23 protein-coding genes are annotated in these 25,464 nt (G+C 68.1%); 5 read left to right on the top strand and 18 right to left on the bottom strand.

Going from position 1 to position 25,464, the window contains the following annotated elements:
• Positions 1-84: 84 nt before the first annotated feature.
• A complete protein-coding gene (locus tag ACE3SG_RS05315; protein ID WP_374562959.1) occupies positions 85-1,818 on the bottom strand; it encodes a hypothetical protein in 1,734 nt (577 codons plus the stop codon).
• A gap of 268 nt (positions 1,819-2,086) precedes the next feature.
• Positions 2,087-3,490, bottom strand: coding sequence for an MBL fold metallo-hydrolase RNA specificity domain-containing protein (locus ACE3SG_RS05310; RefSeq protein ID WP_374562958.1), 1,404 nt, complete (start codon positions 3,488-3,490; stop codon positions 2,087-2,089).
• A 155-nt stretch (positions 3,491-3,645) separates the two neighbouring features.
• Here ACE3SG_RS05310 and ACE3SG_RS05305 point away from each other — a divergent pair, with 155 nt between their 5' ends.
• From ACE3SG_RS05305 to ACE3SG_RS05295, 3 genes are read left to right on the top strand one after another with little or no spacing between them, the layout of a single operon-like run.
• Positions 3,646-4,632 carry an ABC transporter substrate-binding protein gene (locus ACE3SG_RS05305; RefSeq protein WP_374562957.1) on the top strand — a complete coding sequence of 329 codons (987 nt, stop codon included), beginning with the start codon at positions 3,646-3,648 and terminating at the stop codon, positions 4,630-4,632.
• 12 nt (positions 4,633-4,644) lie between these two features.
• Entirely contained in the window at positions 4,645-6,390 is a 1,746-nt protein-coding gene (locus ACE3SG_RS05300; RefSeq protein ID WP_374562956.1) for a sensor histidine kinase, read from the top strand.
• Positions 6,380-8,272, top strand: a complete 1,893-nt coding sequence (locus ACE3SG_RS05295) for a PAS domain S-box protein (RefSeq protein WP_374562955.1) — start codon at positions 6,380-6,382, stop codon at positions 8,270-8,272. Before ACE3SG_RS05300 ends, ACE3SG_RS05295 begins: the two co-directional genes overlap by 11 nt.
• Before the next feature lie 83 nt (positions 8,273-8,355).
• Here the strand turns inward: ACE3SG_RS05295 and ACE3SG_RS05290 are convergent, their stop codons facing one another.
• Together ACE3SG_RS05290 and ACE3SG_RS05285 are read right to left on the bottom strand one after the other, a co-directional pair.
• On the bottom strand, positions 8,356-9,033 hold the full coding sequence (locus ACE3SG_RS05290; protein WP_374562954.1) for an energy transducer TonB: 678 nt from the start codon (positions 9,031-9,033) through the stop codon (positions 8,356-8,358).
• 141 nt (positions 9,034-9,174) lie between these two features.
• Positions 9,175-9,672, bottom strand: coding sequence for an ester cyclase (locus tag ACE3SG_RS05285; RefSeq protein WP_374562953.1), 498 nt, complete (start codon positions 9,670-9,672; stop codon positions 9,175-9,177).
• A 211-nt stretch (positions 9,673-9,883) separates the two neighbouring features.
• Here ACE3SG_RS05285 and ACE3SG_RS05280 point away from each other — a divergent pair, with 211 nt between their 5' ends.
• The gene (locus ACE3SG_RS05280; protein WP_374562952.1) at positions 9,884-11,419 is read left to right on the top strand and encodes a cellulase family glycosylhydrolase; all 1,536 of its coding nucleotides are present in this window, start codon (positions 9,884-9,886) and stop codon (positions 11,417-11,419) included.
• 15 nt (positions 11,420-11,434) lie between these two features.
• Here the strand turns inward: ACE3SG_RS05280 and mobA are convergent, their stop codons facing one another.
• From mobA to ACE3SG_RS05215, 13 genes are all read right to left on the bottom strand, one after another.
• The gene (gene mobA, locus ACE3SG_RS05275; RefSeq protein WP_374562951.1) at positions 11,435-12,040 is read right to left on the bottom strand and encodes a molybdenum cofactor guanylyltransferase MobA; all 606 of its coding nucleotides are present in this window, start codon (positions 12,038-12,040) and stop codon (positions 11,435-11,437) included.
• A 4-nt stretch (positions 12,041-12,044) separates the two neighbouring features.
• The gene (locus tag ACE3SG_RS05270; protein WP_374562950.1) at positions 12,045-12,671 is read right to left on the bottom strand and encodes a molecular chaperone; all 627 of its coding nucleotides are present in this window, start codon (positions 12,669-12,671) and stop codon (positions 12,045-12,047) included.
• 4 nt (positions 12,672-12,675) lie between these two features.
• Positions 12,676-14,808, bottom strand: a complete 2,133-nt coding sequence (locus tag ACE3SG_RS05265) for a 4Fe-4S binding protein (protein ID WP_374563326.1) — start codon at positions 14,806-14,808, stop codon at positions 12,676-12,678.
• Positions 14,747-15,343: a DUF3306 domain-containing protein gene (locus ACE3SG_RS05260; RefSeq protein WP_374562949.1), complete on the bottom strand. Its 597-nt coding sequence runs from the start codon at positions 15,341-15,343 to the stop codon at positions 14,747-14,749. Before ACE3SG_RS05260 ends, ACE3SG_RS05265 begins: the two co-directional genes overlap by 62 nt.
• Entirely contained in the window at positions 15,340-15,873 is a 534-nt protein-coding gene (locus ACE3SG_RS05255; RefSeq protein ID WP_374562947.1) for a DUF3305 domain-containing protein, read from the bottom strand. The genes ACE3SG_RS05260 and ACE3SG_RS05255 overlap by 4 nt, the downstream gene beginning before the upstream one ends.
• 10 nt (positions 15,874-15,883) lie before the next feature.
• A complete protein-coding gene (locus tag ACE3SG_RS05250) occupies positions 15,884-16,777 on the bottom strand; it encodes a formate dehydrogenase accessory sulfurtransferase FdhD (RefSeq protein ID WP_374562945.1) in 894 nt (297 codons plus the stop codon).
• Positions 16,778-16,786: 9 nt separating this feature from the next.
• Positions 16,787-17,188 carry a hypothetical protein gene (locus ACE3SG_RS05245; RefSeq protein ID WP_374562944.1) on the bottom strand — a complete coding sequence of 134 codons (402 nt, stop codon included), beginning with the start codon at positions 17,186-17,188 and terminating at the stop codon, positions 16,787-16,789.
• A gap of 12 nt (positions 17,189-17,200) precedes the next feature.
• Positions 17,201-18,322 carry a formate dehydrogenase subunit gamma gene (locus ACE3SG_RS05240; protein WP_374562943.1) on the bottom strand — a complete coding sequence of 374 codons (1,122 nt, stop codon included), beginning with the start codon at positions 18,320-18,322 and terminating at the stop codon, positions 17,201-17,203.
• 18 nt (positions 18,323-18,340) lie between these two features.
• On the bottom strand, positions 18,341-18,628 hold the full coding sequence (locus tag ACE3SG_RS05235) for a hypothetical protein (RefSeq protein WP_374562942.1): 288 nt from the start codon (positions 18,626-18,628) through the stop codon (positions 18,341-18,343).
• Positions 18,625-19,269 carry a formate dehydrogenase FDH3 subunit beta gene (gene fdh3B, locus ACE3SG_RS05230; protein ID WP_374562941.1) on the bottom strand — a complete coding sequence of 215 codons (645 nt, stop codon included), beginning with the start codon at positions 19,267-19,269 and terminating at the stop codon, positions 18,625-18,627. Before fdh3B ends, ACE3SG_RS05235 begins: the two co-directional genes overlap by 4 nt.
• Positions 19,270-19,281: 12 nt before the next feature.
• On the bottom strand, positions 19,282-22,275 hold the full coding sequence (locus ACE3SG_RS05225; RefSeq protein WP_374562940.1) for a formate dehydrogenase subunit alpha: 2,994 nt from the start codon (positions 22,273-22,275) through the stop codon (positions 19,282-19,284).
• A 48-nt stretch (positions 22,276-22,323) separates the two neighbouring features.
• Positions 22,324-22,557: a formate dehydrogenase gene (locus tag ACE3SG_RS05220; RefSeq protein ID WP_374562939.1), complete on the bottom strand. Its 234-nt coding sequence runs from the start codon at positions 22,555-22,557 to the stop codon at positions 22,324-22,326.
• A 124-nt stretch (positions 22,558-22,681) separates the two neighbouring features.
• Positions 22,682-23,374, bottom strand: a complete 693-nt coding sequence (locus ACE3SG_RS05215) for an arylesterase (RefSeq protein WP_374562938.1) — start codon at positions 23,372-23,374, stop codon at positions 22,682-22,684.
• Between ACE3SG_RS05215 and ACE3SG_RS05210 the strand changes: the two genes are divergently transcribed.
• Positions 23,373-24,047: an ABC transporter ATP-binding protein gene (locus tag ACE3SG_RS05210; protein ID WP_374562937.1), complete on the top strand. Its 675-nt coding sequence runs from the start codon at positions 23,373-23,375 to the stop codon at positions 24,045-24,047. The genes ACE3SG_RS05215 and ACE3SG_RS05210 overlap by 2 nt on opposite strands.
• 15 nt (positions 24,048-24,062) lie before the next feature.
• Here the strand turns inward: ACE3SG_RS05210 and chrA are convergent, their stop codons facing one another.
• On the bottom strand, positions 24,063-25,424 hold the full coding sequence (gene chrA, locus ACE3SG_RS05205) for a chromate efflux transporter (protein ID WP_374562936.1): 1,362 nt from the start codon (positions 25,422-25,424) through the stop codon (positions 24,063-24,065).
• Positions 25,425-25,464: the final 40 nt, after the last annotated feature.

Raw genomic sequence — 25,464 nt, 5'->3', positions numbered from 1 at the left:
TCACGCGCTGTCACGCGCACTGAAGGCTTCGAGCAGGCCGCAGGCCCGGCATCCCGCCGGCCCGCGGCCTTTTTCATCGGCAGCTCAAGGGTAGGTCGTCACCGTCGAGGGCACGGTGTTCTGCCCTTGCGCCGGGGCGCCGGTGTTGTTGACCACGTGGTCGATCACGCCGACACCGCCCAGTGACACGGTCGACAGGCTGTGCAGCTTCACGCCCGCCACGTCCGGCACCTCGAAGCCACGATCGGCGTGGATCGACGAGTTGACGTTGAAGTAGCAGTAGCTGCCCAGGCCCCAGGCCTCGTGGCTGGTGACCTTGTCGTTGACCTTGTAGGCCGCGTAGCCGTTGGCGCCGGTGCGCCAGGCGGCCTGGGTCGGCGGGTCATACGGCATCTCGTTCTGGAAGAAGTAGGTGCGGCCGCCGTTGCCGTTCCAGCGCACGTTGTACTTCTGGTAGTGCTCGACGAACAGGCCGTAGGCCGTCACGTTCTTGCCGTTGACGATGACGCCGGTGGCCGCGGTGTTGGTGGTCCAGCCCACGCCGGTGCCGTGGTCGGCACGCCAGGCCCAGACGTGGTCGATCAGCACGTCGTCGCTGTTGACCTCGAGGCTGGTCGCGGCCTTGCCGACACCGGCGCCACCGATGCGGAAGAACACGTCCTGCACCGAGGTCGGGTTGGCGGCGTGCGAGCCAGCGGACTTCTTCGGTCCCAGCTGCAGCAGCACCGGCGACTTGACCGGGCCGGCATCGAACAGCAGGCTGGCGATCTTGACGCCGTCGACGTCGGCGACCTTCATCGCGGTCACGCCGTTGTCGGGGATCAGCGTGGCATAACCCAGGCCCATCACGATCGTGTTCGCCTTCTTGACCGACAGCGTCTGGTCCAGGTGGTACACGCCCGGCGTGAACAGCAGGTGCATGCCGGCCTGCAGCTGCGTGTTCAGCTGCGCCGCGGTAACGCCCGGCTTGGCGATGTAGAACTTCGTCAGCGGCACGGCCTGGCCCGGCGTCTGCCCGGTGGGCGACCAGGTGGTGCCGGCCGAGTTGTTGCGCAGGAAGGGCACGAAGACCTGGTACTCGCCGGCGCCGTCGATGTAGAGGTACGGCTTTTCGCGCGTGACCGGGCTTTGCGCGATCGTCGTGTAGACCGGGTTCGGGAAGCTGTTGGCCGGCGCGCCGATCACACCCGTGAAGACCATGTTCCACACGCCGTTGAGCCAGCTGCCGATCTGGCTGTCACGTGTGAACCACTGCTGCTGCGAGTAGGGCTGCACCTGCGCGTCGATGCGCGAATCGGCGATGTAGCCGCCGCTGGCCCAGCCGTAGTTGGTGGGCGACAGGTTCAGGTTGCCCTTGACCCAGACCCGGCGCATCGGCGCGGCCTGCGCCACGGCCCAGCGGGTGCCGCCGTTGATCGGCGTGACGCTGACGTTCTCGACCGAGCGCCAGAAGTTCTGCGTCGCGTTGCCGCCGAACCAGCCGGCATCGACCGTGACCGCGTCGATCGCCACGTCCTGCGGGTGCTGGCCCACGCCCATCACCGAGGTGTAGAAGCCGACGTTGGCGTTGACCTGGTAGCGTCCGGGCTTGAACATCAGCGCATAGCGCTGCGTGCCGAACTGGTTGGTCTCTTGCTGGGCAAAGATCTGGTCCAGCTTGGCCTGCACGGTGGCCGTGCTCATCGTGTTGTCGAAGATCACGACGTTGGGGCCCAGGTCGACGGCGTGCGCCGACGATACCGACAGCGCGGCAAGCGCCGCGGCACAGATCCAGTTCAGGCCGCCGACATGCGTCGGCCGGGCTTGTCTCATGTTCATGAACTCTCCTCGTTTGATCGGGCGAGCGTGTCGCCCCGTGTCTCGTCCAAACCAACACTCGATCGACGCATTCGATGCAGGCGGCCGCCCTACCGGCCGGCCGACCCATTCTGATTGAAACCGCTTTCACGGTTGGCCACAATTTGGTAACGAGGTCTCTCGGCAGGAACAGGGTTTGTGCGGAGAGGGCGGGGCGGGCAACGCTGCGGTGAAGCCGCACCGCTGCGGGCGCGGCGTGCCGCACGGGGCTCGCCCGCCTACGCTGGCGTCACAGGTCCACGTGGCTGCCGGCGGCCGGGGCCTCGACCGCCCAGCCGAACTGCTGGGCGATCGTGTCGGCAAAGCCGCAGGCGGTGCTGGCCTCGCCGTGAACGACGAAGGTGCGGGCCGGCGGCGCCTTGAAGTGGCCCAGCCAGCCCAGCAGCGCCGCGCGGTCGGCATGGGCCGACAGCCCACCGATCGTGTGCACGCTGGCGCGCACGGCGTGTTCTTCGCCCAGCAGCCTGACGCGCTTCTCACCATCGACCAGGCGCCGGCCCAGCGTGCCTTCGGCCTGGAAGCCGATGATGACGATGGCGCACTCGGCGCGGCCCAGGTTGTGCCGAAGGTGGTGCTTGATGCGGCCGGCATCGCACATGCCGCTGGCCGCGACGATGATCGCGCCCGCCTTGATCTGGTTCAGCGCCATCGACTCGTCGACGCTCTTGGTGAAACGAAGGCTCAGCCCTTGGGGCGGCGAGCGCCGCAGCGCCAGCATCTCGCGCGTCTCGTCGTCCAGGAACTCGGGGTGCGACAGCGTGATCGCGGTCACCTTGTCGGCCATCGGCGAATCGACGAAGACCTGCATCGGCGGCAGCCGGCCCTGGCGCCGCAGGTCGGCCAGCAGGAACAGCAGCTCTTGCGTGCGCCCGAGCGCGAAGGCCGGGATGATGATGTTGCCCTGCCGGCGCCGCAGCGTGTCTTCGATCACCTGCGCCAGCTCGTCGATCGTCTCTTGCAGCGGGCGGTGCAGGCGGTTGCCATAGGTCGACTCGACCAGCAGCACGTCGGCCTGCTCGATCGGCGTGGCGTCGCGCACGACCGGCCGGCCGGGTTGGCCCAGGTCGCCGGAGAACACGAGCTTGCGTGTGCGGTCGGGCTCGGTCACCCAGACTTCGAGGATCGCCGAGCCGAGGATGTGGCCGGCGTCGCGAAAGCGGCAGCGCACCGCCTCATGCGGCTGCACCTCGGTGTCGTAGGCCACGCCTTCGAGCTGTTCGAGGCAGGCTTCGGCCTGTGCCACGGTGTACAGCAGCTCGGGCACCGGGCCCGGCCGGCCGCGGCCGCGCGCATGGTCGCGCTGCGCACGGGCCCAGTCCGACTCCTGGATGAAGGCACTGTCCAGCAGCATCACCGACAGCAGGTCGGCCGTGGCCGTGGTCGTGAAGACGGGCCCGCGAAAGCCGAGCGCACACAGCCGCGGCAGCAGGCCGCTGTGGTCGATGTGTGCATGGGTCAGCAGCACGAAGTCGATGTCGCGCGGCTCGAAGGGCCAGGGCTGCAGGTTGCGCTCGCGCGCCTCGCGCCCGCCCTGGCGCATGCCGCAATCGACCAGAAAACGCAGTTCGCCGCTCTCGACCAGAAAGCACGAACCGGTCACCTCTTGGGCAGCGCCGATGAAGCTGATTTTCATGATGGTGTGCAAGCCAGGATCATTGCATCGTCTCACAGCATGCCAAGTTGTCCAGCTCACGAGCCGTGCGGCGCTCCCTGGCCGGAATTGACGAACCTCAAGCTCTCCCGCCGCCTTTGGACGGACCATGAGATGGCATGAAGTAGGGGTTGTACATGCGGGCAAAGACTGGTGTGGGCGTCTGGCCGGCGCCAATGGCGCTCGTGGCGACACTCTTCGGTGTGACCCCTGCTCAAGCCTCCGAGGCCTTGGTGTTCGCCGTCGCCAAGCTGCCGCTCAGCATGCCCATCTATGTGGCCGAGGCAAAAGGCTACTTCTCTGCCGAGAAGCTGGACCTTCAGATTGCCGATTGCGATATCGGGCGTCAATGCCTTGACCGAATGCTCAAGGGGCAGGCGCAACTGGCGACCAGCGCCGATTCGCCCATCGTCTTCGCCAGCCTGAGCGGGGCGAAGTTCTCGATACTGGCCACGATGGCGACGATGCACAACTTCAGCAAGATCATTGCGCGGCGCGGGCTCGGGATCGCCAGCGTGGCCGATCTGCAGGATCGACGGGTCGGCACTTTCGTGGGCACCTCAGCCCACTACTTCCTGGAGATGAGCCTGCTGACCGCGGGTGTCGATCCCGTGCGCGTGAAGATCGTCCCTGTCGAGTCGTCCAGCGTGGGGCCGTCTCTGGCGTCGGGCGCCGTTGATGCGCTGGCCGTTTTCGAGCCCTTTGCATCCAGCGTGCTGAACAACCAAGCGCAGCAAGTGCGAATGCTGCCCAGCAATGGCGTGCAGACCGATACATGGAACGTCGTGGCGGCATACGCCCTGCACGGTCAACGCGACGCTGAACTGCAAGGGCTTTGCCGCGCGCTGGACAAGGCCATTCAGTTCATTGCCGAAAGCCCAGAAGAGGCGCGTGCCATCTTGCGTCGCCGGCTTGCGCTGGACACCCCCACCGTAGACGGGGTGCTGAAAGACATTGACTTCGAGCTGGAGCTGCGTCAGTCGTTGATCACCGGCCTGGAGGGGCAGGCACGGTGGGCCGTCCGCGGCGGCCTCGCCACCGGCAAGACCCCCAACTTCCTCGAGTATCTGCGGCCTGAGCCCCTCAAGCACGTTCGGGCCGGCGCGGTAAGCATCGTCCGCTAGGGTCTTCGCACCATGCGGCTACGTTCTCAGTTTGTCGTCCTTGCGAGTGTGGCCGGGATCGTTGGGGTCATTGCCTTGGTGACGCTCACATGGTCAGCACGGGAAGCCAGCCGTGTTGCGCTCGAACAGGAACTTGCGACGACCACAGCACGCGAGGTGACGGGGCTGTTGGTTCTCACGCAGGACTACTTGCTGTACGGCGAACCCCGAGCGCGGCAGCAGTGGCTGGCGCGCTATCAGCTGCTTGCCCAGGCCAATGCCGCCAGCTTGGCCGTGGAGATGAAGCGTGAGCACAGTCAAACCCCGGGTGACGATGTGGCGAGCCTGTCGGAGACATTCGCCCAGCTGACCGACATGTCGAACGTGAGCGGCGGTTCCGCATTGCAGGCCAGGCGCAGGGAGTTGCTGGTGGATCGCCTCCTCACGGGCGCCGAGACCATTGCCGAGAATGCCTACCAGCGTGAAAGAGCCTCTACGCTGCGGCGCAACGCTGCCGAGCAGCGTTTGATGTGGCTCGCCCTCGTGCTGCCATCGCTGCTGGCGCTGGTATTCGGGCTCTTGGGCTGGCATCTTTCGCGACAGGTGCTGTCACCTCTGACGAGGTTGAGCCGATCGATGGACGCGGTGGCGGCCGGCCGCCTCTCGGCCCGCGCCGGCAGCAACGCCAAGGACGAACTGGGCGACCTCTCTCGCCGCTTCGACCAAATGGCTGCCCAGCTCGAGGAGCGCGACGCAGCCCTCAGATCCAGTGAGGCCATGCTGAGGCTCGTGACCGACAACCTGCCGGCCATGATCGGCTATTGGGATCGCAACCTCACCAACCGCTTTGCCAATGCCGATTACAGGCGGTGGTTTGGCAAGTCACCCGAAGAAATCCGTGGTCGCAGGCTCGCTGACTTGCTGGGCCCCGATTTGTTCCAGAAGAACAAGCCGTTCATCGACGCCGCTCTGGCCGGTCAACGACAGGACTTTGCACGCAGCATTCCCGGACCCGACGGCGTCGTGCGTCACAGCCAGGCTGCCTATATCCCCGACGAGCATCAAGGGCGTGTCGACGGCTTCTTCGTGCTGGTGACAGACGTGACCGAGCGGGTGAACAGCGAGCAGAAGCTCGCTAGAGCACTTGAAGAGAAGGAAACGTTGCTGAAGGAGGTCTATCACCGCGTCAAGAACAACCTGCAGGTGGTGCAGAGCCTACTCAGTCTCCAGGGCCGCAATGTTCGCGACGACAGTGCGCGGGCGGCGCTGCAGGACATGGCGCTGCGGGTGCGGTCAATGGCGCTGGTTCATGAGCAGCTCTATGGCTCTTCCAGCCTCCGCGGCGTGTCATTGCCGGCGTACGTGGGCGCCTTGGCCGACCAGCTGACGATGGGTTCAGGTCGATCGACCAGTGAAGTGCGCGTGACCGTCGAGGCACCTACGCTCGATGTCAGCATGGATGTCGCCATCCCCCTTGGCCTGCTGCTGACCGAGCTGGTCAGCAATAGTTTCAAGCACGGGTTTCCCGACGGCCGGCGTGGTTGCATCAAGGTGCTTTTCGAGAGCGATCCCAGCGGCCTGCGAATCTCGGTGGCCGATGACGGCGTGGGCTTGCCACCAGGCTTGGATCCTTCGTCGACACGCTCGATGGGGCTGCAACTGGCCACCAGCCTGGCTAGGCAGTTGGGAGGAGAGCTCCATTTTCGGTCCGGCCCGGGCACGACAGTCTGGCTGGTCGTGCCGCATCTTCTGAACGAGGAAGACCATCATGAGCACTGAGCATCAGCAGGCGCGGATCCTGATCGTCGAGGACGAGGTCGTGGTTGCGCTGGACTTGAAGATGCAGCTTCAAGACATGGGTTACACGGTGATCGGCATTGCGGATTCCGGCGAGCGGGCCTTGGCGCTTGCTCGTGAGTGGCAGCCGGACCTGACGCTGATGGACGTGCGATTGAAGGGCGCCATGGACGGCGTGCAGGCGGCTGCGGTGATGAGGCAGGAGTTGAACGCACCGGTCATCTACTTGACGTCGTTCAGTGATCCAGAAACCGTTCGAAGAGCCGCGAAGACCGGGCCCTATGGCTACCTCACCAAGCCGTTCGAGATCAAGGAGCTGGGTGCCGCGATTGAAGTGGCCCTTTACAAGTCGCTGATGGAGCAGCGCCTGCGCGAATCGGAGAGGTGGTTCACCTCGACGCTTCGCTGCGTGCAGGACGGGGTGGTGATCACCGAGTCCGACGCGCGGGTGCGGTTCATGAATGCCGCCGCCGAGGCGCTGACGGGCTGGCCGATGGAAGAGGCCAGGGGGCGGCCGATTGGCGACCTGCTGCACTTTTCAGGCGCGACAGACCAGCAGACGTCTGCCGAGCACGCACTGCATGAAGGCCGGGTGATTGGTGTCGAGCATGCGCGCCGGCTGATTGCGCGCGATGGCCACGAGGTGGCGGTCGACGAATCGGCGGCGCCCGTCGATGACGCGCGAGGCCACCGCCTGGATGCCGCCGTGGTGCTGCGAGATGCCACCGAACGGTTGCGGCATGAGGACCGGCTGCGGGCGAGCGAACAGCGTTTTCGCAGCGCGTTTGATCACGCGCCGCTCGGGATGGCCCTGGTGGCGCTGGATGGCAATTTCATCCAGGTCAACGACGCGTTGTGTCGATTGCTCAACGGCGATGCGAATCGACTCAAAGGGTGTTCGCACGGTGAACTCACTCACCAGGAAGATGTGGAACATGAGCGAGATCGCCTGCACGAGTTGCTCATTGGCGGTGTCACGGTGGTGCAGTTCGAGAAGCGCTACCTTCCTCTGGGCGGGGGGCTCCCGGTCTCCACGCTGGTCAGCGTGTCGCTGCTTCGGGAGGGCGACGACACGGTCTGCTATCTGTACCAGGTTCACGATCTCACAGCCCAGCGCAAGGCGGCCGAACAGTTGGCTGAAATCACCCAGCAACGCATGAAGGCCCAGCTTGCAGAGGCCGAAAACCGTGCGAAGAACGAGTTTCTCTCGCGCATGAGCCACGAACTGCGCACACCGCTGAACGCGGTGCTCGGTTTCGCACAACTGATGAAGATAAAGGGCATCGGGGAAAATTCGAGTGCCGCCGCCTACACGGAGCACATCTTGCAGGCGGGGCAGCACTTGTTGATGCTGGTCGACGATGTGCTGGATCTGCAGCGCGCGTCTGCGGGGGCCAACAACCTGCACGTCTCGCGAGTGTCGATCGAGGCCAGTGTGCGACAGACGCAAGAGTTTTTGTCGCCGCTGGCAGGTCAGTATGGCGTGCGCATGGAATGCGAAGTCGAGCCCGGCCTTCATGTCCTGGCCGACGACGTGCGTCTGCGCCAGGTGTTGCTGAATGTGGGCTCGAACGCGATCAAGTACAACAAGCCAGGCGGCAGCCTGAAGTGCCGAACCGATCTTTCAATCCCTGGCCGCGTGCGCCTTCACGTGGACGATACAGGCATCGGCATAGCGCCCGAAGCGATGGAGCGGCTGTTTCGTCCGTTCGATCGCCTTGGCAAGGAGCGCTCGCCGATCCCCGGCACCGGCTTGGGCCTGGTCATCGCGCGCAGCCTGATGGAGCAGATGGGCGGAAGCTTCAACATCACGAGTCGCCTCGGGGAGGGGACGTCGGTCTGCCTTGAGCTGCCCGCGGCCTGAGCCGGGCGGCTGCCCGACCTCTCGGAAAGCGCCTGGTGCCCGCGGGATCGCGTCCGGCGGCACCAGGGCGGGCAGGCTGACCGCTACTCGAGCTTCCAGACGTAGTCGACTTCGAAGGTGCCGCCGATGGCGCGGCCGTTCTCGTCGACGCCGGCGGTGAAGTGGCAGCTGGCGAGCTTGCTTTCGGCCACCTTGTCGAGCAGGCGATGTTCGCGCGTGAGCCCGGCCGACTTGACGATCTCGGAGCGCACCAGCGCGCCGGCCGCGTCGATGGTGAAGCGCAGGCGCGTCAGGCCGGTGGCCTCGGCGCGGCGGGCGGCGGCGGGGTAGTCGTCGCTGCCCGGCGCGCAGGCCAGCACGTTGGCGATGGCCGGCTTGGCCACGGCGCGGGGCTGCGGGGGCGCAACCGGCGTGGTGTTCGTCGCCGAGTCGGCCCACGGCTGCGCGTCGCTGCTGCCCTCTCGGTTGGCGGTGATGGTCGGCTCTGGCGTTGCCGACACGCGGACTTCTTCGGGCACCGGCGCCAGGTAGACCGGCCGAGCCGTGCTCTTGGGCTGGGGCAGTGCCGGCGCTGGTGGTGGCGGTGGCATCTGCACGTCCTTGACGACCTCGATGTCGACCGGTGGCTTGATGATCTCGATGACCCGCGTGCCCAGGCCGTTGAGCAAGGCCCAGCCCAGCAAGAGGTGAAGCGTGACGACGACGGCAAGACCCGTCGAATGCCCACCGGCCGGGGCGCGAAGCTGTTCAGCGTAGTTCAATGGTTGACCCTCCAACCCGGGCCAAGTTACACCGATCCAACCGTATCCGTCTGCCCGGTTATTTGATCGTACGCGGGGTCTCCCGGCTTGCCAATGGGGGCGTGCGCAGGCGTGTCGCCACCGTGGGCCCGGGCGAGGCGATCAAGGCCGGACCGCAGGGTCCCAGTGTTCGGCGATCTTGCCGTTCTCGATGCGGAACATGTCGAACCAGGTGGTCGTGTAGCTCTTCGACGCGTCCTTGGCGTCCACCATGTTGCGCACGAAGCTCAGCACGACGAGATCGCCCTCGGCCGTGATCGACACCAACGGCGCGCTGACCTTCGCCTCGATGGCCTGCGGCTTCTTGAATTGGCCGAAGAAGTCGACGAAGGCCGCACGGCCGGTCGGCACGCCGGGGTTGTGCTGGATGTAGCCCTCGGCCATGTACTTCTCGGCCAGCTCGAGGTGGCCGGCTTCGAAAACCTCGCGCCAGAAGTCGTAGACGAGCCGCTTGTTTCTCGCGAGCTGCGGGTCGGCGCTGGCGAGCAGGGCTGCATGGTCCGGCGCTGCCACGACCGCCACCTGGGCTGCGGCGGGGGCAAGCAGGGTGGCGGCGAGACAAGCCGACAGCGTGAGTCGAGCGACGGTTCGAGCAAGCATGGGTGAACGGTGGCGGGTTGGTGATGACCCCAGTGTCTCGCGCCCGCGCATGGGCCGGTGGCGGATCGGACGAAGTGGGCCGGGGCGCGGCCGAAATCGGCGAAGAAGGGGTTCGCCTGCTACCCTTCGGCCCGCGCCCCCCAGGCGCCGCAAGCGCGCCATCACAACGACCGAGGCGGTGCTCGAGCCCCGAGCACCGAGGAGCAGAGCCATGAAGATTGTCAAGTTCGGCCTCATGCAACGCCTTTGCTGGCCCCACCGGCCCCACCGGCCTGCCATCGCGCTGCGCACTGGGGCGCTGATGGCGCTGGCACTCTGCGCGACGGGCTTGAAGGCCGCCGCGATTACCGTTCAGGCTGAGGGTTATGCCTACATGAACGGCATCGTCGTCGAGCCCACGCAAGACACGGGCGGCGGCAAGGACGTGACCGGCACCGACCCCGGCGACTGGCTGAGCTATGCGGCCGTCAACCTGCCATGCGCCGGAACGTATGCCTTCAAGGCACGCGTGGCCAGCAAGAACGGTGGCGGCACCTTCAACTTCGAGAAGGCCGGCGGCGGCACCACCTACGCCCAGGTGAAGGTGCCGCGCACCGGCGGCAAGCAGGCCTGGAAGACCATCGTGCAGGACGTGACGCTGGGCGCGGGCGACCAGGCCTTCGGCGTCGCGGTGACGCAGGGCGGGTGGAGCCTGAACTGGTTCCGGCTGGTGCCCAAGTGCAGCAGCGCCGAAACGGCCCAGACGGCCGCCAAGAACATGCACCAGGGCTTCAACCTGGGCAACATGTTCGATGTGACGCAGAACCCGCCGAACTTCCAGGCGGCGAAGGCGAAGATCGATGCCTACTACGCCCAGGGCTTTCGCAACGTGCGCATCCCGATCACCTGGACCGAAGTCACCAACGGCTCGATGCTGGTCAACAACGCGCTGGTGGGTGATGTGAACCGCAGCCACCCCCGCCTGGGCGAGATCAAGCAGACGGTCGACTACGCGCTGTCGCTGTCGGGCATGTATGTGGTCATCAACGCCCACCACGAATCGGCGCTGAAGGACAACAACCGCGCATCGGTGCTGGAGCGGCTGTGGGCCGACATTGCCGACATTTTCAAGGACCGGGGCCAGCACCTGATCTTCGAGATCCTGAATGAGCCGCACCTGAGCAACGGAAGCGCGATGCCGCCGGCCAACCTGCGCAACATGACCGCGCTGGCCTACGCCAAGATCCGTGCGGTCAGCCCCCAGCGCATCGTGGTGATCGGCGGCAACCAGTGGTTCGGCGCCGGCGAGATGGCGCAGACCTGGCCCGACCTGAACGGCGTGGGCAATGGCAACGACGCCTACCTGATGGCCGAGTTCCACCACTACAACCCGTGGTCGTTCAACGGCGACAACCAGGGCGACTACGCCGACAACTGGACCGACGCCGACGTCTACAACCCGATGGACACGATGCTCGGCTGGGCCAATTCAACCGGCCGCGGCATGCCGGTCTACATCGGCGAATGGGGCACCGGCTGGGGCAGCCGATACCAGGTGATGCAGTGCAACAACATCCGCCTGTGGTACCAGAAGCTCGACCACCAATATGCCTCGGTCAAAGGCATGCCGACCGCGGTGTGGGACGACGGCGGCTGGTTCAAGATCTTCGACCACGGCAGCAACAGCTTCGCCAACAACCTGTACCAGTGCATCTCGGGCAGCTGTGCCTGGGATGGTGGCGAGCGTTTCAACAGCGCCTGCTACTGATCGCGGCAGGCGGCGCTAACGCTTGTCTTGCAGGCTCTGCAACTCGGCCAGCGTGTTGGCGTTGAAGAACGCGTCGGCGTCGTCGAACAGCACCTCGCTGCAGCGCTGCTGCTTGGCCCAGCGGTCGATCTTGCGCTCGCCGGCAGTGGTGGCGCGCACCAGGCTCTCCAGCAGCGTGGTGCGCATCATGCAGAACACCGGCTGCACCTGCACGCTGCCGTCGGGCTCTGGCGTGGTGGCGATCACGATCTCAGCGTCGTCGCGCTCCATCGCCTCGGCCAGCCGGGCGACCAGGTCGAGCGGAAAGTTCGGCGTGTCGCAGGGCACCGTGACCAGGTAGGGCGTTTCGCAACGCTCCAGCCCGGCCAGGAAGCCGGCGAGCGGGCCCGGGTAGTCGGGCAGCGCGTCGGGCCAGACCGGCGAGCCCATGGCCTCGTAGGCCGCCAGGTTGCGGTTGGCGTTGACCATCGTCGGCCCTACCTGCGGCGCCAGGCGCAGCAGCGTGTGCAGCGCCAGCGGCATGCCGAGGTGGTTCTGCAGGCCCTTGTCGGCACCGCCCATGCGGCTGCCGCGGCCGCCGGCGAGCACCAGGCCGGTGATGTCTTGCTTGTCGATTGCCATGGCGCTATTCGACCATGTCGAAGGCCTGCGCCTCGACCTGCACGAAGGCGCGGGTCAGCGCGGCGACGGCGCGCCAGGTGATGGCGGCCGGTTGCGCGTCGACCGCATCGCACAGGCGCTCGACCCAGGGCTGCAGGTGCGCGCGGAAGAAGCGGCGCTGCTGTTCCAGCGTGCAGGTGAGCGCATCGTCGCCGGCGATCAGGTAGCGCATCACCTCGAAGCCGTAGGCGACGTGGTCTTCGGTTTCGCCGCGGTCGGCGTCGCGCGTCAGGCCCAGCGCGGCGAGGTCGCTGCGCAGCGCGGCCAGCGGCTTCTCGTTCAAGAAGCCGCTGAGGTAGTACGAGCCGTAGAGAAAGACCTCGGGTTTGCCGACGCCGCCGAAGAGCGCGTCGTGCTCTGCCGCGGCGTGTGGCGCGGTGGTGGCGCGCATGGCGGCCACCAAGTCGTGCCACGGCGCTTCGAGGTGGCCACCCGGCACCGGGGCTTCGGTGACGGCGACGCGAAACTGCGCCAGCAGCGCATCGTCCGCCGGCGCGAGCCACAGCCGCGCGAGCAGGCCATACAGCTCGGCGCGGGCCAGTTCTTCGCCCTGGTCGGGGCGGGTGAAGTGCAGGGCGCTCGTCTCGGTCATCGCATCACAGGTCGGTGATCCGGACTTCGCCGGGGTGGGTGTGGATGTCGATCACGCGGCAGTCGCTGCACATCTTCAGCCGCTCGGCCGCCGCGCCCTGGAAAGCCGCGTGGCCTGCCAGTTTGGCCAGCATCATCTCGATCGCGCGCAGCGTGCCGAAGGGCTTGCCGCAGCGGATGCAGACGAAGGGCTGGGCTTCGTTCAGCACGCGGGCCGACTTGCGCGCGCGGCCCTCGTCGGCCAGCCACAGCCGCGGCTGCAGCGTGATCGCCCGCTCGGGGCAGGTGCCGGCGCACAGGCCGCACTGCACGCAGTTCTTTTCGATGAACTTCAGCTGCGGCCGGTCGGGGTTGTCGGCCAGCGCGCCTTCGGGGCAGGCGCCGACGCAGGCCAGGCACAAGGTGCAGCGCTCGGTGTCGACCTGCAGCGTGCCGCAGGGCGAGCCGGCGGCCGGCAGCGTGATGGCGTCGGGCACCGGTGCGGGGGCTTGCTGGCGCAGATGGTCGAGCGCGAGTTCGAGTGTCGAGCGCTTGTCGGCCTGGGTGGCGAACGTGGCCGGCTTTGCCACGGCCTGCGCCGGTGCGCCGCGCAGCGCGGTGTCGAGCGCCTGCGGGTCGCGAGCGTCGATCAGGCGCAGGTGTTCGCCGCGGTAGCCCAGGCCCGCGAGGATGGCCTGGCCGATGGCCATCTGCTCGGCCAGCGCGCGCCGGTAGTCGGGCGCCTCTTCATCCGTCAGCAGCACCCAGACCTGCGACGCGCCTTGCGCGATCGCGGCCAGCCACAGGTCGAGCCCGGTGCTGGCGGTGTGCCACACCGGCACCGGGATCACCCGCGCGGGGATGCCGTGCAGCTTGCGGTCGGTGCGCGCCGCGCGGCCGAGCGCGTCGATGAGGTGCTGGCCGGCGTCTTCGCTGTGCAGCAGCAAGGCGGCATCGCGCCCGCCGGCGCGTGCGTAGGTGGCGAGCAGGGTCTGCAGCCGCTTGCCCTGGTCGGCCGGGTTCGGCGCGGCGTAGGTCAGCGCGCCGCTCGGGCAGACGGTGGAGCAGGCGCCGCAGCCCACGCACAGGTGCGGCTCGACGACGATGCCGCCGGGCGGCTGCAGGTCGTTCTTCGAGCGGCCCTTGGCCGATGCGTCGCTGCGGATGGCCCGTGCCGAGCAGACGTCGATGCAGGCTGTGCAGCCGATCTGCTCGTTGCGGCTGTGGGCGCACAAGCGCTGCTGGTAGCGAAAGAAGCGCGGCTTGTCGAACGCGCCGACCAGCCCGCGCAGTTGCAGCACCGCGTCGAACAGGCGGCGCTCGTCGGCGCCGGCATGAAAGTAGCCTTGCGGCGGCTGGTGCATCGTGAACGCCGGCGCGGGCTGCAGGTCGAGCACCAGGTCGAAGCGCTCACGGTGCGCCACCGGCTCACGCTGGAAGTCGATCGCGCCGGCGGCCTCGCAGACCCGCACGCAGTCGCGGTGGCTTTGGCACCGCGACAGATCGACCTGGTAGCCGAGGTCGATCGCGTTTTCGGGGCAGGCCTCGACGCAGGCATTGCAGCGGGTGCACAGGTCGAGGTCGATCGGTTGGTGGCTTTGCCAGGCGGCCTCGAAGGCGCCGAGCCAGCCGCTGAGGCCGGTCAGCCGGCCGGTGTGCACCGCGTGGTCGTGGGCCTGCGGCAGCTCGCCGCCGGGCACGGTGACCAGCAGGCTGACGTCCAGCCCATCACCCAGCAACGCGGCGGCGCGGCTGGCCGTGGTGGCATCGCCGATCACCAGCGTGCGGCCGGCCGAGCGGTAGCCGACGGTGCCCACCGGCTCGGGCGGCGGCAGCTGTGCGGCGGCCAGCAGCGCGGCGATCTTCGGCGTGGCCTGCGCCGCGTCGCGCGCCCAGCCGCCGGTCTCGCGGATGTTGAAGAAGCGGATCGGCCTTTCGGTGATCGACGGCGCGCCAGCGGTCTCTTCGTTCAGCGCGGCGAAGAGCCGGCGCTCTTGGGTGCAGGCGATGACCAGCGTGTCGTGTTCGTCGGTGGCCGCGCGCTGGAAGGCGGCGGCCTCGCGCCGGCACAGCAGGCTGTGGGTGTGCTGCAGGCCGTCAGGGCTGGCGCCCGGCGTTGCCGCCAGGGCCTGGCTCAGGGCCTGGGCATCCAGCGGCATCGTGCGGTTGCAGTCGCAGATCAGGGTCTTCATGGGGGGCGGCAGCGGTGGTTGGGGCGGGCCCGGCGTCGGGTTGGGCTGCGTCATGTTCGACGCTGTGCGCAGCGTCGGGCTCGGTGAACAGGCCCAGGAAGCGCGCTTGCGCCATCTGCTGCAGCATGCTGGCGGGCAGCGGGTCGGCGCGGCCGAAGTCTTCGATGTAGGTGTCCAGCCCGTCCATCAGGTTGAAGTGCGGGTCGGTGAAGAGCTTCTTCAGCGCTGCGTTCTTGACCCCGGGCTCGACCCCGCGGGCGACGAAGCGGCTGAAGTCGGAGGCTGGTGTCAGCGTGGCGACCTCGTCCATCGTCGGTGGCGTCGGCGCCGTGGTGGGCGGCGGCTCGGTGATGGATGGAGCGGCGGGTGGATCGGCCGGTGCGGCGTCGGCGATCGTGGGCAGCGCCGCGGGCGGCTCGTGCGCCAGCGGCTCGCCCCGCCGCGCCTGCACCTTGCGCTGCGACCAGCGGGCCAGAAAGCCGCTGTCGTCTGGCGCGTTCATCGGCGGCCCCCGCGTTGCTCGGGCGGCAAGAACGACGCCGGCCGCTGGCGCCGCTTGGGCTCGGGCTGGTAGTGGGTGTCGGTGTAGGCCTGCAGCAGCGCCACCAGCGCACCCGGCAGCGGCCAGTTGTCGACGCGCTCTTGCGCATCGAGCAGGCGGCCGGCCTCGTGGTACGACAGCGTCACCCGCTCGGGCCAGGCGCGCGACGGGTCTTCATCGTCGATGCGCCACATCACGAACCAGACCGGCGCGCCGCTCGTGAGGTTGAGGTGGTAGCCCTCGGCTTCGTCGGGGTGCAGCAGCACCTCGAAGCCGGTGAAGGCCCACAGCGCGTGCTGGCCATCGTCGCGCAGCACGCGGGGTGCTTGGGTGGCCACCGCGGGCCCGAGGCGGCCATCGTCCAGCTCGACGCCGGCGAGCCGGTAGCGCCAGTCTTCCCAGCGGTTGGGTTGCGCCTCGCGCTCGATCAGCACCGCGGCAGGCAGCGTGACCACACGCTCGGTGTCGGGCGAGGCAGTGGCCGTGCTCATGCCGGGGGGCTCACGGGGCCGATGACACCACCCGCACCGGCGCCGGCTCGGGCAGCGGCTCTGAATCGAAGCGCTCGAAGCCGGTGTAGCAAAGAAAGTGCTTGTTCGCGGCGCGGCCGAACAGTGTCATGCCCAGCCGCGTGGCCAGCTCGTGGCCCATCTGCGTGACGCCGTTGCGCGAGACGACGATCGGCACGCTCATGTAGGCGGCCTTCATCACCATCTCGCTGGTCAGGCGGCCGGTGGTGTAGAAGCATTTGTCGTCGCCGCCCACGCCATGGAGCCACATCCAGCCGGCGATGGTGTCGATCGCGTTGTGGCGGCCCACATCCTCGATGAACATCAGCATCTCGGCGCCGCGAAACAGCGCGCAGCCGTGCACCGAGCCGGCCTTGCGGTGGATGCTGTCTTGCTGGCGCATCGTCTCGAGCATGGCCGCCAGCGTGGACTGGCGGATGCGCGCGCGCTCGGGCGGCGGCAGCGTCAGGCCGGCGGTCTCGTGCATCAGGTCGCCGAACACGGTGCCCTGGCCGCAGCCGGTGGTCACCGTGCGGCGGGCAGTCTTCGCGGCCAGGTCGGGCAGGCCGTGGCGGGTGTAGACGGCGGCGGCGCCGACCTCCCAGTCGACCGTGATCGACTCGACCTCGTCCATCCGGCCGACCAGGCGCTGGTTGCGCAGGTAGCCCAGCACCAGCAGCTCGGGGCATGCGCCCAGCGTCATCAAGGTGACCAGCTCGCGCTTGTCGACGAACACCGTCAACGGCCGCTCGGCCGGGATGTGGATGCGGCGGCGGGCGCCGTACTCGTCGAGGATCTCGATCTCGCGCAGCAGCGGCTGCCGCGCGTCGGTCATGCGCGGGGCGCGGTGCAGGTCAGCCGGTGCAGCGTGAGGCTGGGTCGTCATTCGGCGAGCTTACTTCTTCGGGTTGGCCTGCGCGTCGGGCTTGTTGGTGCTGGGCGGCTCGGCGGCCGGCTTGGGCGGCGAGTGGGCGCCCGAGGCTTCGAGCGGCGGCTTGGCCTCGCTCGGCGCCACGTAGGCGAAGGGGCCGGGGTCGGTGCAGGCGGGGGTGGCCATCGGGGCTGAGGCGGGCTTGCCTGCCGCCTTGGCCTGGGCCTGGTAGGCCGCGGCGACCTTGTCCATCGACTTGCACAGCTGGTAGTTCGCCACGTTGGTCGACCAGGTGGCCTTGGCCGCGGCCTCGTCGGCCTTGGCTTTGGCCTCGGGGCTGGGGGCGGGCAACTTGGCCACGCTGGAGACGGCCACCAACGTCAGCAACAGCACGACGATCGTCAGGCCCAGGGTGTGGTGTTTCATCGCGAAACTCCTTCAGGCAGGGCGCGCGGTGTGGGGGCGCGCCGACGGCGCCGAACGCTGCGCGGGGATCTTGCCGGCGCGGATGTCGGCCAGCCACAGCGCGTGGTGCTCAGCGGCCCAGGCCTCGTCGACATGGCCCTCGCGCATCGCCCGGTAGGCGCCGCGCATGCCGATGGTGCCGATGTAGATGTGGCCGCAGAACATGGCCATCATCAGCACCGCCGCGCTGGCATGGACCATGTGCGCGATGTGCATGTCGCCGCGCAGGTAGCCGAGCCCCGGCAGCAGTTGGTCCATCACCAGGCCCGAGGCGACGACGATGCCGCCCAGCAGCAGCACGCCGCCCCAGAACACCAGCTTTTCGCCGGCGTTGAAACGGTTCGACGGCACCTCGCGGTCGCTCATCAGGCCGCCGCCGCGGCGCAGCCAGGTGAGGTCGCCGCGCTGCGGCAGGTTGTCGCGCACGAAGGTCAGCAGCACCACCACCAGCGACACCGCGAACAGCGGCCCGACCAGGTTGTGCGCGGTCTTCAGCGCGTAGGTGAGCCAGCCGAACAATGTGCTGCCGATCAGCGGCAGCAGCAGAAATTTGCCGAAGGCCATCACCAGGCCCGACAGCGCGAGCACGACGAAGGCGATCGCGTTCGACCAGTGCGCCGCACGCTCGAACGGCGTGAAGCGCTCGATCGTGCTGCCGGTGTTCGGGGCATGGCCCAGCGGCCCTTTGCGCCAGTAGAACAGCGCGATCGCCAGCGCCACGATGAACAGCAGTGCGCCGCCATACGGGATCAGCCACTGGTTGCGCACCTGGCGCCAGGCCTCGCCGGCGTTGGTGAAGCGTGAGCCGGGGTACTGCACGAAGGGCTGCACCAGCACGCCTTTTTCGGCGCCGGGCAGCGTGCTGGTGCCGCCGGTCTCTTTGACCGCGCGCCACATCGGCGCGTTGTTGCCGGGCTGGCTCTTGGCGCGCTGGGCGTTGCTGTCGCCGGGCAGTGGCTCGGGCTCGGCAATGAGGCCGGCCGGGGCAGGCGGCGCCGCGGCAGACGCCGCCGGTGCCGCGGGGGTCTGGGCCCAGCCGGCGCTCGCGGCCGCCAAGGCCAGGCCGAACGAGACGGTGCAGATCAGGCGACGCATGGGGTGCCTCCTGGCGCGTCAGGGCGCCTTGGCCGGGGCGGCGGCGGGCGGCGCGACCGTGGCCGACGTGATGCGCGCGTACTCGTTCTGGCCCTGGTTGCGGCCGCGGATCTGGGTCTGCCAGCTCGCGTCGTCGCCGGCCGTCCAGCCGCTGGCCATGTAGGCCTTGTCGGCAGCCGCGGCGCCGCTGGAGGCCTTGGCATCGGCCTTCTTCAGCGCCGCGGGCTCGCCCTGCGAATGCTCGCTGCAGGCCGGCAGCAGCAGCACGGCGGTGGCTACCGCCAGCGGCCAGGCCACGCGCGTCATGACTTGGCCCCTTCGGCGGCGGTGGTCGACGGTGGGGTAGATGGCGCGCCTTGCGTCGGCTTGCCGTAGGCTGTGCCCCAGCCCCAGACCTCGCTGCCCTTGCCGCGCACCAGCACCCGGTTGCGGAAGATGTCGGCCACCACGTCGCCATCGCCGCCCAGCAGCGCCTTGGTCGAGCACATCTCGGCGCAGGCCGGCAGCTTGCCTTCGGCCAGCCGGTTGCGGCCGTATTTTTCGAACTCGGCCTGCGAGCCGTTTTCTTCGGGCCCGCCGGCGCAGAAGGTGCACTTGTCCATCTTGCCGCGCAGGCCGAAGGTGCCGTTGCTCGGGAACTGCGGGGCGCCGAACGGGCAGGCGTAAGAGCAGTAGCCGCAGCCGATGCAGACGTCCTTGTCGTGCAGCACCACGCCTTCGTCGGTGCGGTAGAAACAGTCGACCGGGCACACGGCCATGCACGGCGCATCCGAGCAATGCATGCACGCCACCGAGATCGACTTCTCACCGGGCACGCCGTCGTTCAGCGTCACCACGCGGCGGCGGTTCACACCCCACGGCACCTCGTGTTCGGCCTTGCAGGCGGTGGTGCAGCCGTTGCATTCGATGCAGCGCTCGGCATCGCAGATGAACTTCATTCGAGCCATGTTCGTCTCCTGCTATGCCGTTGCTCTTTCAACCTGGCAGACCGTGGTCTTGGTCTCTTGCATCATCGTCACGCTGTCGTAGCCGTAGGTCGTGGCGGTGTTGATCGCCTCGCCGCGCACGACCGGGTGGGCCCCTTCGGGGTAGTAGGGCAGCATGTCCATGCCACCCCAGCGGCCCGAGAAGTGGAAGGGCAGGAAGACGGTCTCGGCGTCGACCCGCTCGGTCACCAGCGCCTTGACCTTCAGGCCCTTGAACTCGGGCACCGCGGCCATCGGCGGGGTCTTGACCCAGACCCAGTCGCCGTGGCGGATGCCGCGGTCGTTGGCGGCTTTCGGGTTGATCTCGATGAACATGTCCTGCTGCAACTCGGCCAGCCAGGGGTTCGAGCGCGTTTCTTCGCCGCCGCCTTCGTACTCGACCAGCCGGCCCGAGGTCATGATCAACGGGAAGGTCTTGCCGATGTCGGCGTTCTTGTCCTGCACGGTCTTGTACAGCGTGGGCAGGCGCCAGAAGGCCTTCTTGTCGTCGTGCGTCGGGTACTTGGCCACCAGGTCGGGCCGGGTGCTGTAGAGCGGCTCGCGGTGCTTCGGGATCGGGTCGGGAAAGTTCCAGACGATCGCGCGGGCCTTGGCGTTGCCGAACGGGTGGCAACCGTGGTTCTTCATCGCCACGCGGATGATCCCGCCCGACGGGTCGGTCTTCCAGTTCTTGCCCTCGGCGGCCTTGGCTTCGGCCTCGGTCAGCTCGCCCCACCAGCCCAGCTTCTTCAGCAGCAGGTGGTCGAACTCGGGGTAGCCCATCGTCAGGTCGGCGCCCTTGGAGTGCGAGCCGTCACCGGCCAGCAGCGAGACACCGTCGCGCTCGACGCCGAAGTTCGCGCGGAAGTTGCCGCCGCCGTCCATCACGTGGCGGCTGGTGTCGTACAGGTTGGCCGAGCCAGGGTGCTTGAGCTCGGGCGTGCCGTAGCAGGGCCAGGGCAGGCCGAAGTAGTCACCGTCGAGCGAGTAGCCGGTGGCCTTGTCGATGCCGCCCCGGGCGCGCAGCGTCTTCACGTCGAAGACGTTCATGTTGCGCATGTGGGCCTTCAGCCGCTCGGGGCTCTGGCCGGTGTAGCCGATGGTCCAGACGCACTTGTTAATTTCGCGCAGGATCGATTCGGGCTCGGGCTCGTCCATGCCCTTGACCTTCTGCATCTTGTAGTTCTTGACCAGCTCTTTGCCGAAGCCGAGCTTGTCGGCCAGTTGATACATGATCATGTGATCGGAGCGCGATTCCCACAGCGGCTCGATGACCTTTTCGCGCCATTGCAGCGAGCGGTTGCTCGCGGTGCACGAGCCGCTGGTCTCGAACTGCGTGGCCGCCGGCAGCAGGTAGACCGCGCGCTTCGGGTTCAGGTCTTCGGCCTTGCCGGGCATCGCCGCCATCGCGGCGGTGGCCGACGGGAACGGGTCGATCACGACCAGCAGGTCGAGCTTGTCCATCGCCTTCTTCATCTCGAGCCCGCGGGTCTGCGAGTTCGGCGCGTGGCCCCAGAAAAACAGGCCCCGCAGGTTCGAGTCCTGGTCGATCAGCTCGTTTTTTTCAAGTACCCCATCCACCCAGCGAGACACCGTCATGCCGGACTTGGTCATCATGCCCGGCGCGTATTGTTTCTTGATCCATTCGAAGTCGACGTCCCAGGCCTTGGCGAAGTGCTTGAAGGCGCCTTCGGCCAGCCCGTAGTAGCCGGGCAGCGAGTCGGGGTTGGGGCCGACGTCGGTCGCGCCCTGCACGTTGTCGTGGCCACGGAAGATGTTGGTGCCGCCGCCGCTCACACCCACGTTGCCGAGCGTCAGCTGCAGCAGGCACGAGGCGCGAACGATCGCGTTGCCGATGGTGTGCTGCGTCTGGCCCATGCACCAGACGATGGTGCTCGGCCGGTTGTCGGCCATGATCTTCGCGATCTTGTAGCAGGTGGCCTCGTCGACGCCGCAGGCCTCTTGCACCTTGTCGGGCGTCCAGACCTTGAGCGCTTCTTCGCGCACCTTGTCCATGCCGTAGACGCGGTCGTCGATGTACCTCTTGTCTTCCCAGCCGTTCTTGAAGATGTGGTGCATCAGGCCGAACAGGAACGGGATGTCCGAGCCCGAGCGGATGCGCACGTACTCGTCGGCCTTGGCGGCGGTGCGGGTGAAGCGCGGGTCGACCACGATCATCTTGCAGCCGGTTTCCTTGGCATGCAGCATGTGCAGCATCGACACCGGGTGCGCCTCGGCCGCGTTGGAGCCGATGTACAGCGCCGCCTTGCTGTTCTGCATGTCGTTGTAGGAGTTGGTCATCGCGCCATACCCCCACGTGTTCGCGACGCCGGCGACGGTGGTCGAGTGGCAGATGCGCGCCTGGTGGTCGCAGTTGTTGCTGCCCCAGAAGCTGACCCACTTGCGCAACAGGTACGACTGCTCGTTGTTGTGCTTCGACGAGCCGACGATGAAGATCGAGTCGGGCCCGCTGGCGGCGCGCAGTTCGAGCATCTTCTTGCTGATCTCGTCCAGCGCCTGGTCCCAGCTGATCTTCTGGTACTTGCCGTCGACCAGCTTCATCGGGTATTTCAGCCGGTATTCGCCGTGGCCGTGCTCGCGCAGCGCCGCGCCCTTGGCGCAGTGCGCGCCGAGGTTGATGGGTGAGTCGAACACCGGTTCTTGCCGCACCCAGACGCCGTTCTCGACCACCGCGTCGACCGCGCAGCCGACCGAGCAGTGGCCGCAGACGGTGCGCTTGACCTCGACCTTGGGTGCGCCGCCATCGGCCGGCTTGGGCTCGTCGGCCGCGCGGGCCTTGCGCACCAGCATCAGCTCGCCGGCGGCGATGCCGGCGCCCACGCCCAGGCCCGAGCGGCGCAGGAACGCACGCCGGTCCATCGTCGGTATCGCGCGGGCCACGCCGCGCTGCAGGCTGGCCACCAGGCTGGACGGGCCGGTGTGGTGGGGGCTTGCGTCGTTTGAAGGAGCTCTGCGGGTCAGCAGCATGGTGTCTCCTGGCGGCCGCCCCGGCCGTGCCGGAGCACCTGGGTGAATCTAGACCTTGGCGGTCTGGTAGTAGCGCTGGACGTGGGCGCTGAGGCGGTAGCCGCCACCTTGCGATTGCGGTGCCGGGTCGGTGGCCGCCACCGGGGGCGCCACAGGCACCAGCGGCAGGGCCACGGCGGTGGCCGCCAGCGCGCCGGCGGTGCCCGCGCCCGCAAACAGGCGGCGGCGCGACACGGCCGGTGCAGCGGTGGTCTCAGGGGTCGGAGAGCTCGGGTCAGCCACGACAAACCTCCAGGCGGTGGCAACCGCCAGATATGTACAGGTTTGCATGTGTCGGGCGCCGAAGCACCCGTAAATACCCTTGAGGCAGCATTGAATCAGCCGCCCGCGGCGCGCGGGGATCGGTTCAGCGCAACGCAGCTTGCACCAGCGGGCGCAGCGTCGGCCAGACGTTGTCGACGATCAGCGGGTGGGCCTTGGCCAGCGGGTGGATGCGGTCGGGCTGGAACCAGTCTTCGGCATCGGGCCGGTCGCCCACGCCCTTGAGCAGGAACGGCACCAGCGCGATGCGCTCGGCCTTGGCCACGTCTTCGAAGCTCTTGGCGAAGTCGTCGGTGTACTGGCGGCCGTAGTTCGGCGGCACCTGGATGCCGGCCAGCATCACCTTGGCGCCGCTGGCCTGGGCACTGCGCACCATCGCGGCCAGGTTGTCGCGGGTCTGGGCCAGCGGCAGGCCGCGCAGCGCGTCGTTGCCGCCCAGCTCGATCACCACCACCTTCGGCGTGTGCGTCTTCAGCAGCGCCGGCAGCCGGCTGCGGCCACCGGCGGTGGTGTCGCCGCTGATGCTGGCGTTGACGACCTCGATCGGCAGCTTCTCGCGCGCCAGGCGCTCGGCCAGCAGCGCGACCCAGCCGCTGCCGCGCGCCAGGCCGTACTCGGCCGACAGGCTGTCGCCGACGACCAGCAGCTTGGCCGGCGCAGAGGCTTGCGCTGGCATCGCGGCCGCCCACAGCAGCGCCACCAGCCAGACGCTACAGTCGGCCACGAGCCGGCGGGCCACGCCGCGCCACGCCTTGACGAAGAAACTCGATCCACGCATGTCTGAACCCATCATCGCCGTTGAACACCTGACCAAGCGGGTCACCGATTCAACCGGCACGCTGACGATTCTCCACGACATCAACTTCACCCTTCGGGCACAGGAGTCGGCCGCCATCGTCGGTGCCTCGGGCTCGGGCAAGAGCACGCTGCTGGCGCTGATGGCGGGGCTGGACGTGCCGAGCGAAGGCCGCGTGGTGATCGAGGGCGAAGACCTGTTCGCGCTCGACGAGGACGCGCGCGCGGCGCTGCGTGCGCGCAAGCTGGGCTTCGTGTTCCAGAGCTTCCAGCTGCTGGGCAACCGGACCGCGCTCGAGAACGTGATGCTGCCGCTCGAGCTCGCCGGCCGGCGCGATGCGCGCGTTCTGGCCACCGAGATGCTGGGCCGCGTGGGCCTGGGCCAGCGCCTGTCGCACTACCCGCGCGTGCTGTCCGGCGGCGAGCAGCAGCGCGTGGCGCTGGCGCGCGCCTTCGTCGTGCGGCCACGCCTGCTGCTGGCCGACGAGCCCACCGGCAGCCTCGATTTCGCGACCGGCGAAACCGTGATGGCGTTGATGCTCGAGCTCAACCGCGAGGTCGGCACGACGCTGGTCATGGTGACGCACGACCGCGCGCTGGCTGAGCGCTGCGAGCGCCAGCTGCACATCGAGGCCGGGCGGCTGCTCGACGCCTGACCCTCTCGGCGCGCTTCAGCCCAGCAGCGGGCGCGCCAGGCTGATCGCCAGCCCGGCCAGCGCCGAGCCCAGCACGACCGGGATCACGCCGGCCTTGAAGCGGAACAGCGCGATCGCCGCGCCGACGCCGATCAGTGCCGACAGCCCGTCGAAGCGGCCGGACAGGCCCTGCGGCCACAGCACGTGCCAGGCAAAGAACACCGCCAGGTTGACGATCACCCCGACCACGGCCGCGGTGATGCCGGTCAGCGGCGCGGTGAACTTCAGGTTGCCGTGGGTCGACTCGATGAACGGCGCGCCGAGCAGGATGAAGAAGAACGACGGCAGGAAGGTGAAGAAGGTGACCACCGTGGCCGCCGCCGCGCCGGCGAGCAACAGCGCATCGCTGCCGAAGATCGCCTTCGTCCAGCCGCCGACGAAGCCGACGAACGACACCACCATGATCAGCGGGCCCGGCGTGGTTTCGCCAAGGGCCAGGCCGTCGATCATCTGGGTGGCTGTGAGCCACTGATATTGGTCGACTGCCCCCTGGTAGACATAGGGCAGCACCGCGTAGGCCCCGCCGAAGGTCAGCAGCGCGGCCTTGGTGAAGAACCAGGCCATCTGCGTCAAGACCGCGTCCCAGCCGAACAGTACGGTCAGCCCACCGATGGCCGCGGCCCACAAGGCCACGAAGACCACCACGACGCGGCGAAAGTCCGCCCAGCTGAACCGCGCATGCGGCGGGGTGGGCGTGTGGTCGTCGATCAGCGCCGGGCCATAGGGCTGGTGCGCCGCGCCGTGGCCGCCACCCGCGCTGAACTTGGCCGGCGCGTAGCGGCCGCCGACATAACCGATGACACCGGCCACCAGCACGATCAGCGGGAACGGCATCTGCAAGGCGAAGATGGCCACGAAGGCCGCCGCGGCAATGCCCCACAACCACGCGTTCTTCAGCGCCCGCGAGCCGACGCGGTAGGCTGCATGCACCACCAGCGCGGTGACGGCCGGCTTGATGCCGAAGAACATGCCGGCGATGACCGGCACGTGGCCATAGGCCATGTAGACCCACGACAGCGCGACCAGGATGAACAGCGACGGCAGCACGAACAGCCCGCCGGCGACGATGCCGCCGGCCGTGCGGTGCATCAGCCAGCCGATGTAGGTGGCCAGCTGCTGTGCCTCGGGGCCGGGCAGCAGCATGCAGTAGTTCAGCGCATGCAGGAAGCGGTTCTCGCTGATCCAGCGCCGGCGCTCGACCAGCTCCTCGTGCATGATCGCGATCTGCCCGGCCGGCCCGCCGAAGCTGATGAAGCCGAGCTTCAACCAGAAGGCGAAGGCTTCGCCGAAGCTCACGGGGGCGGGGGCGCAATCGCTGGTCAAGGTGTCGGTCGTCATGGCGTTCAACGCGTCGTTGCGTGCGGGCCGTGTGAGGGAC

This window comes from Ideonella sp. (assembly GCF_041914305.1).
Lineage (GTDB): Bacteria > Pseudomonadota > Gammaproteobacteria > Burkholderiales > Burkholderiaceae_C > Ideonella.
Note: the sequence above shows the minus strand (reverse complement) of the source record. Positions and strands in the feature narration are given on the sequence as shown.

What these genes read in the sequence shown, in the direction of transcription:
- ACE3SG_RS05295 (WP_374562955.1), top strand. Translation starts at nt 6,380, where the DNA reads ATGAGCACTGAGCATCAGCAGGCGCGGATCCTGATCGTCGAGGACGAG.
- mobA (WP_374562951.1), bottom strand. Translation starts at nt 12,040, where the DNA reads ATGGCAATCGACAAGCAAGACATCACCGGCCTGGTGCTCGCCGGCGGC.
- ACE3SG_RS05280 (WP_374562952.1), top strand. Translation starts at nt 9,884, where the DNA reads ATGAAGATTGTCAAGTTCGGCCTCATGCAACGCCTTTGCTGGCCCCAC.
- ACE3SG_RS05240 (WP_374562943.1), bottom strand. Translation starts at nt 18,322, where the DNA reads ATGCGTCGCCTGATCTGCACCGTCTCGTTCGGCCTGGCCTTGGCGGCC.
- ACE3SG_RS05285 (WP_374562953.1), bottom strand. Translation starts at nt 9,672, where the DNA reads ATGCTTGCTCGAACCGTCGCTCGACTCACGCTGTCGGCTTGTCTCGCC.
- ACE3SG_RS05215 (WP_374562938.1), bottom strand. Translation starts at nt 23,374, where the DNA reads ATGCGTGGATCGAGTTTCTTCGTCAAGGCGTGGCGCGGCGTGGCCCGC.
- fdh3B (WP_374562941.1), bottom strand. Translation starts at nt 19,269, where the DNA reads ATGGCTCGAATGAAGTTCATCTGCGATGCCGAGCGCTGCATCGAATGC.
- ACE3SG_RS05260 (WP_374562949.1), bottom strand. Translation starts at nt 15,343, where the DNA reads ATGAACGCGCCAGACGACAGCGGCTTTCTGGCCCGCTGGTCGCAGCGC.
- ACE3SG_RS05255 (WP_374562947.1), bottom strand. Translation starts at nt 15,873, where the DNA reads ATGAGCACGGCCACTGCCTCGCCCGACACCGAGCGTGTGGTCACGCTG.
- ACE3SG_RS05235 (WP_374562942.1), bottom strand. Translation starts at nt 18,628, where the DNA reads ATGACGCGCGTGGCCTGGCCGCTGGCGGTAGCCACCGCCGTGCTGCTG.
- ACE3SG_RS05315 (WP_374562959.1), bottom strand. Translation starts at nt 1,818, where the DNA reads ATGAACATGAGACAAGCCCGGCCGACGCATGTCGGCGGCCTGAACTGG.
- ACE3SG_RS05270 (WP_374562950.1), bottom strand. Translation starts at nt 12,671, where the DNA reads ATGACCGAGACGAGCGCCCTGCACTTCACCCGCCCCGACCAGGGCGAA.
- ACE3SG_RS05305 (WP_374562957.1), top strand. Translation starts at nt 3,646, where the DNA reads ATGCGGGCAAAGACTGGTGTGGGCGTCTGGCCGGCGCCAATGGCGCTC.
- ACE3SG_RS05300 (WP_374562956.1), top strand. Translation starts at nt 4,645, where the DNA reads ATGCGGCTACGTTCTCAGTTTGTCGTCCTTGCGAGTGTGGCCGGGATC.
- ACE3SG_RS05245 (WP_374562944.1), bottom strand. Translation starts at nt 17,188, where the DNA reads ATGAAACACCACACCCTGGGCCTGACGATCGTCGTGCTGTTGCTGACG.
- ACE3SG_RS05250 (WP_374562945.1), bottom strand. Translation starts at nt 16,777, where the DNA reads ATGACGACCCAGCCTCACGCTGCACCGGCTGACCTGCACCGCGCCCCG.
- ACE3SG_RS05225 (WP_374562940.1), bottom strand. Translation starts at nt 22,275, where the DNA reads ATGCTGCTGACCCGCAGAGCTCCTTCAAACGACGCAAGCCCCCACCAC.
- chrA (WP_374562936.1), bottom strand. Translation starts at nt 25,424, where the DNA reads ATGACGACCGACACCTTGACCAGCGATTGCGCCCCCGCCCCCGTGAGC.
- ACE3SG_RS05265 (WP_374563326.1), bottom strand. Translation starts at nt 14,808, where the DNA reads ATGCCGCTGGATGCCCAGGCCCTGAGCCAGGCCCTGGCGGCAACGCCG.
- ACE3SG_RS05210 (WP_374562937.1), top strand. Translation starts at nt 23,373, where the DNA reads ATGTCTGAACCCATCATCGCCGTTGAACACCTGACCAAGCGGGTCACC.
- ACE3SG_RS05310 (WP_374562958.1), bottom strand. Translation starts at nt 3,490, where the DNA reads ATGAAAATCAGCTTCATCGGCGCTGCCCAAGAGGTGACCGGTTCGTGC.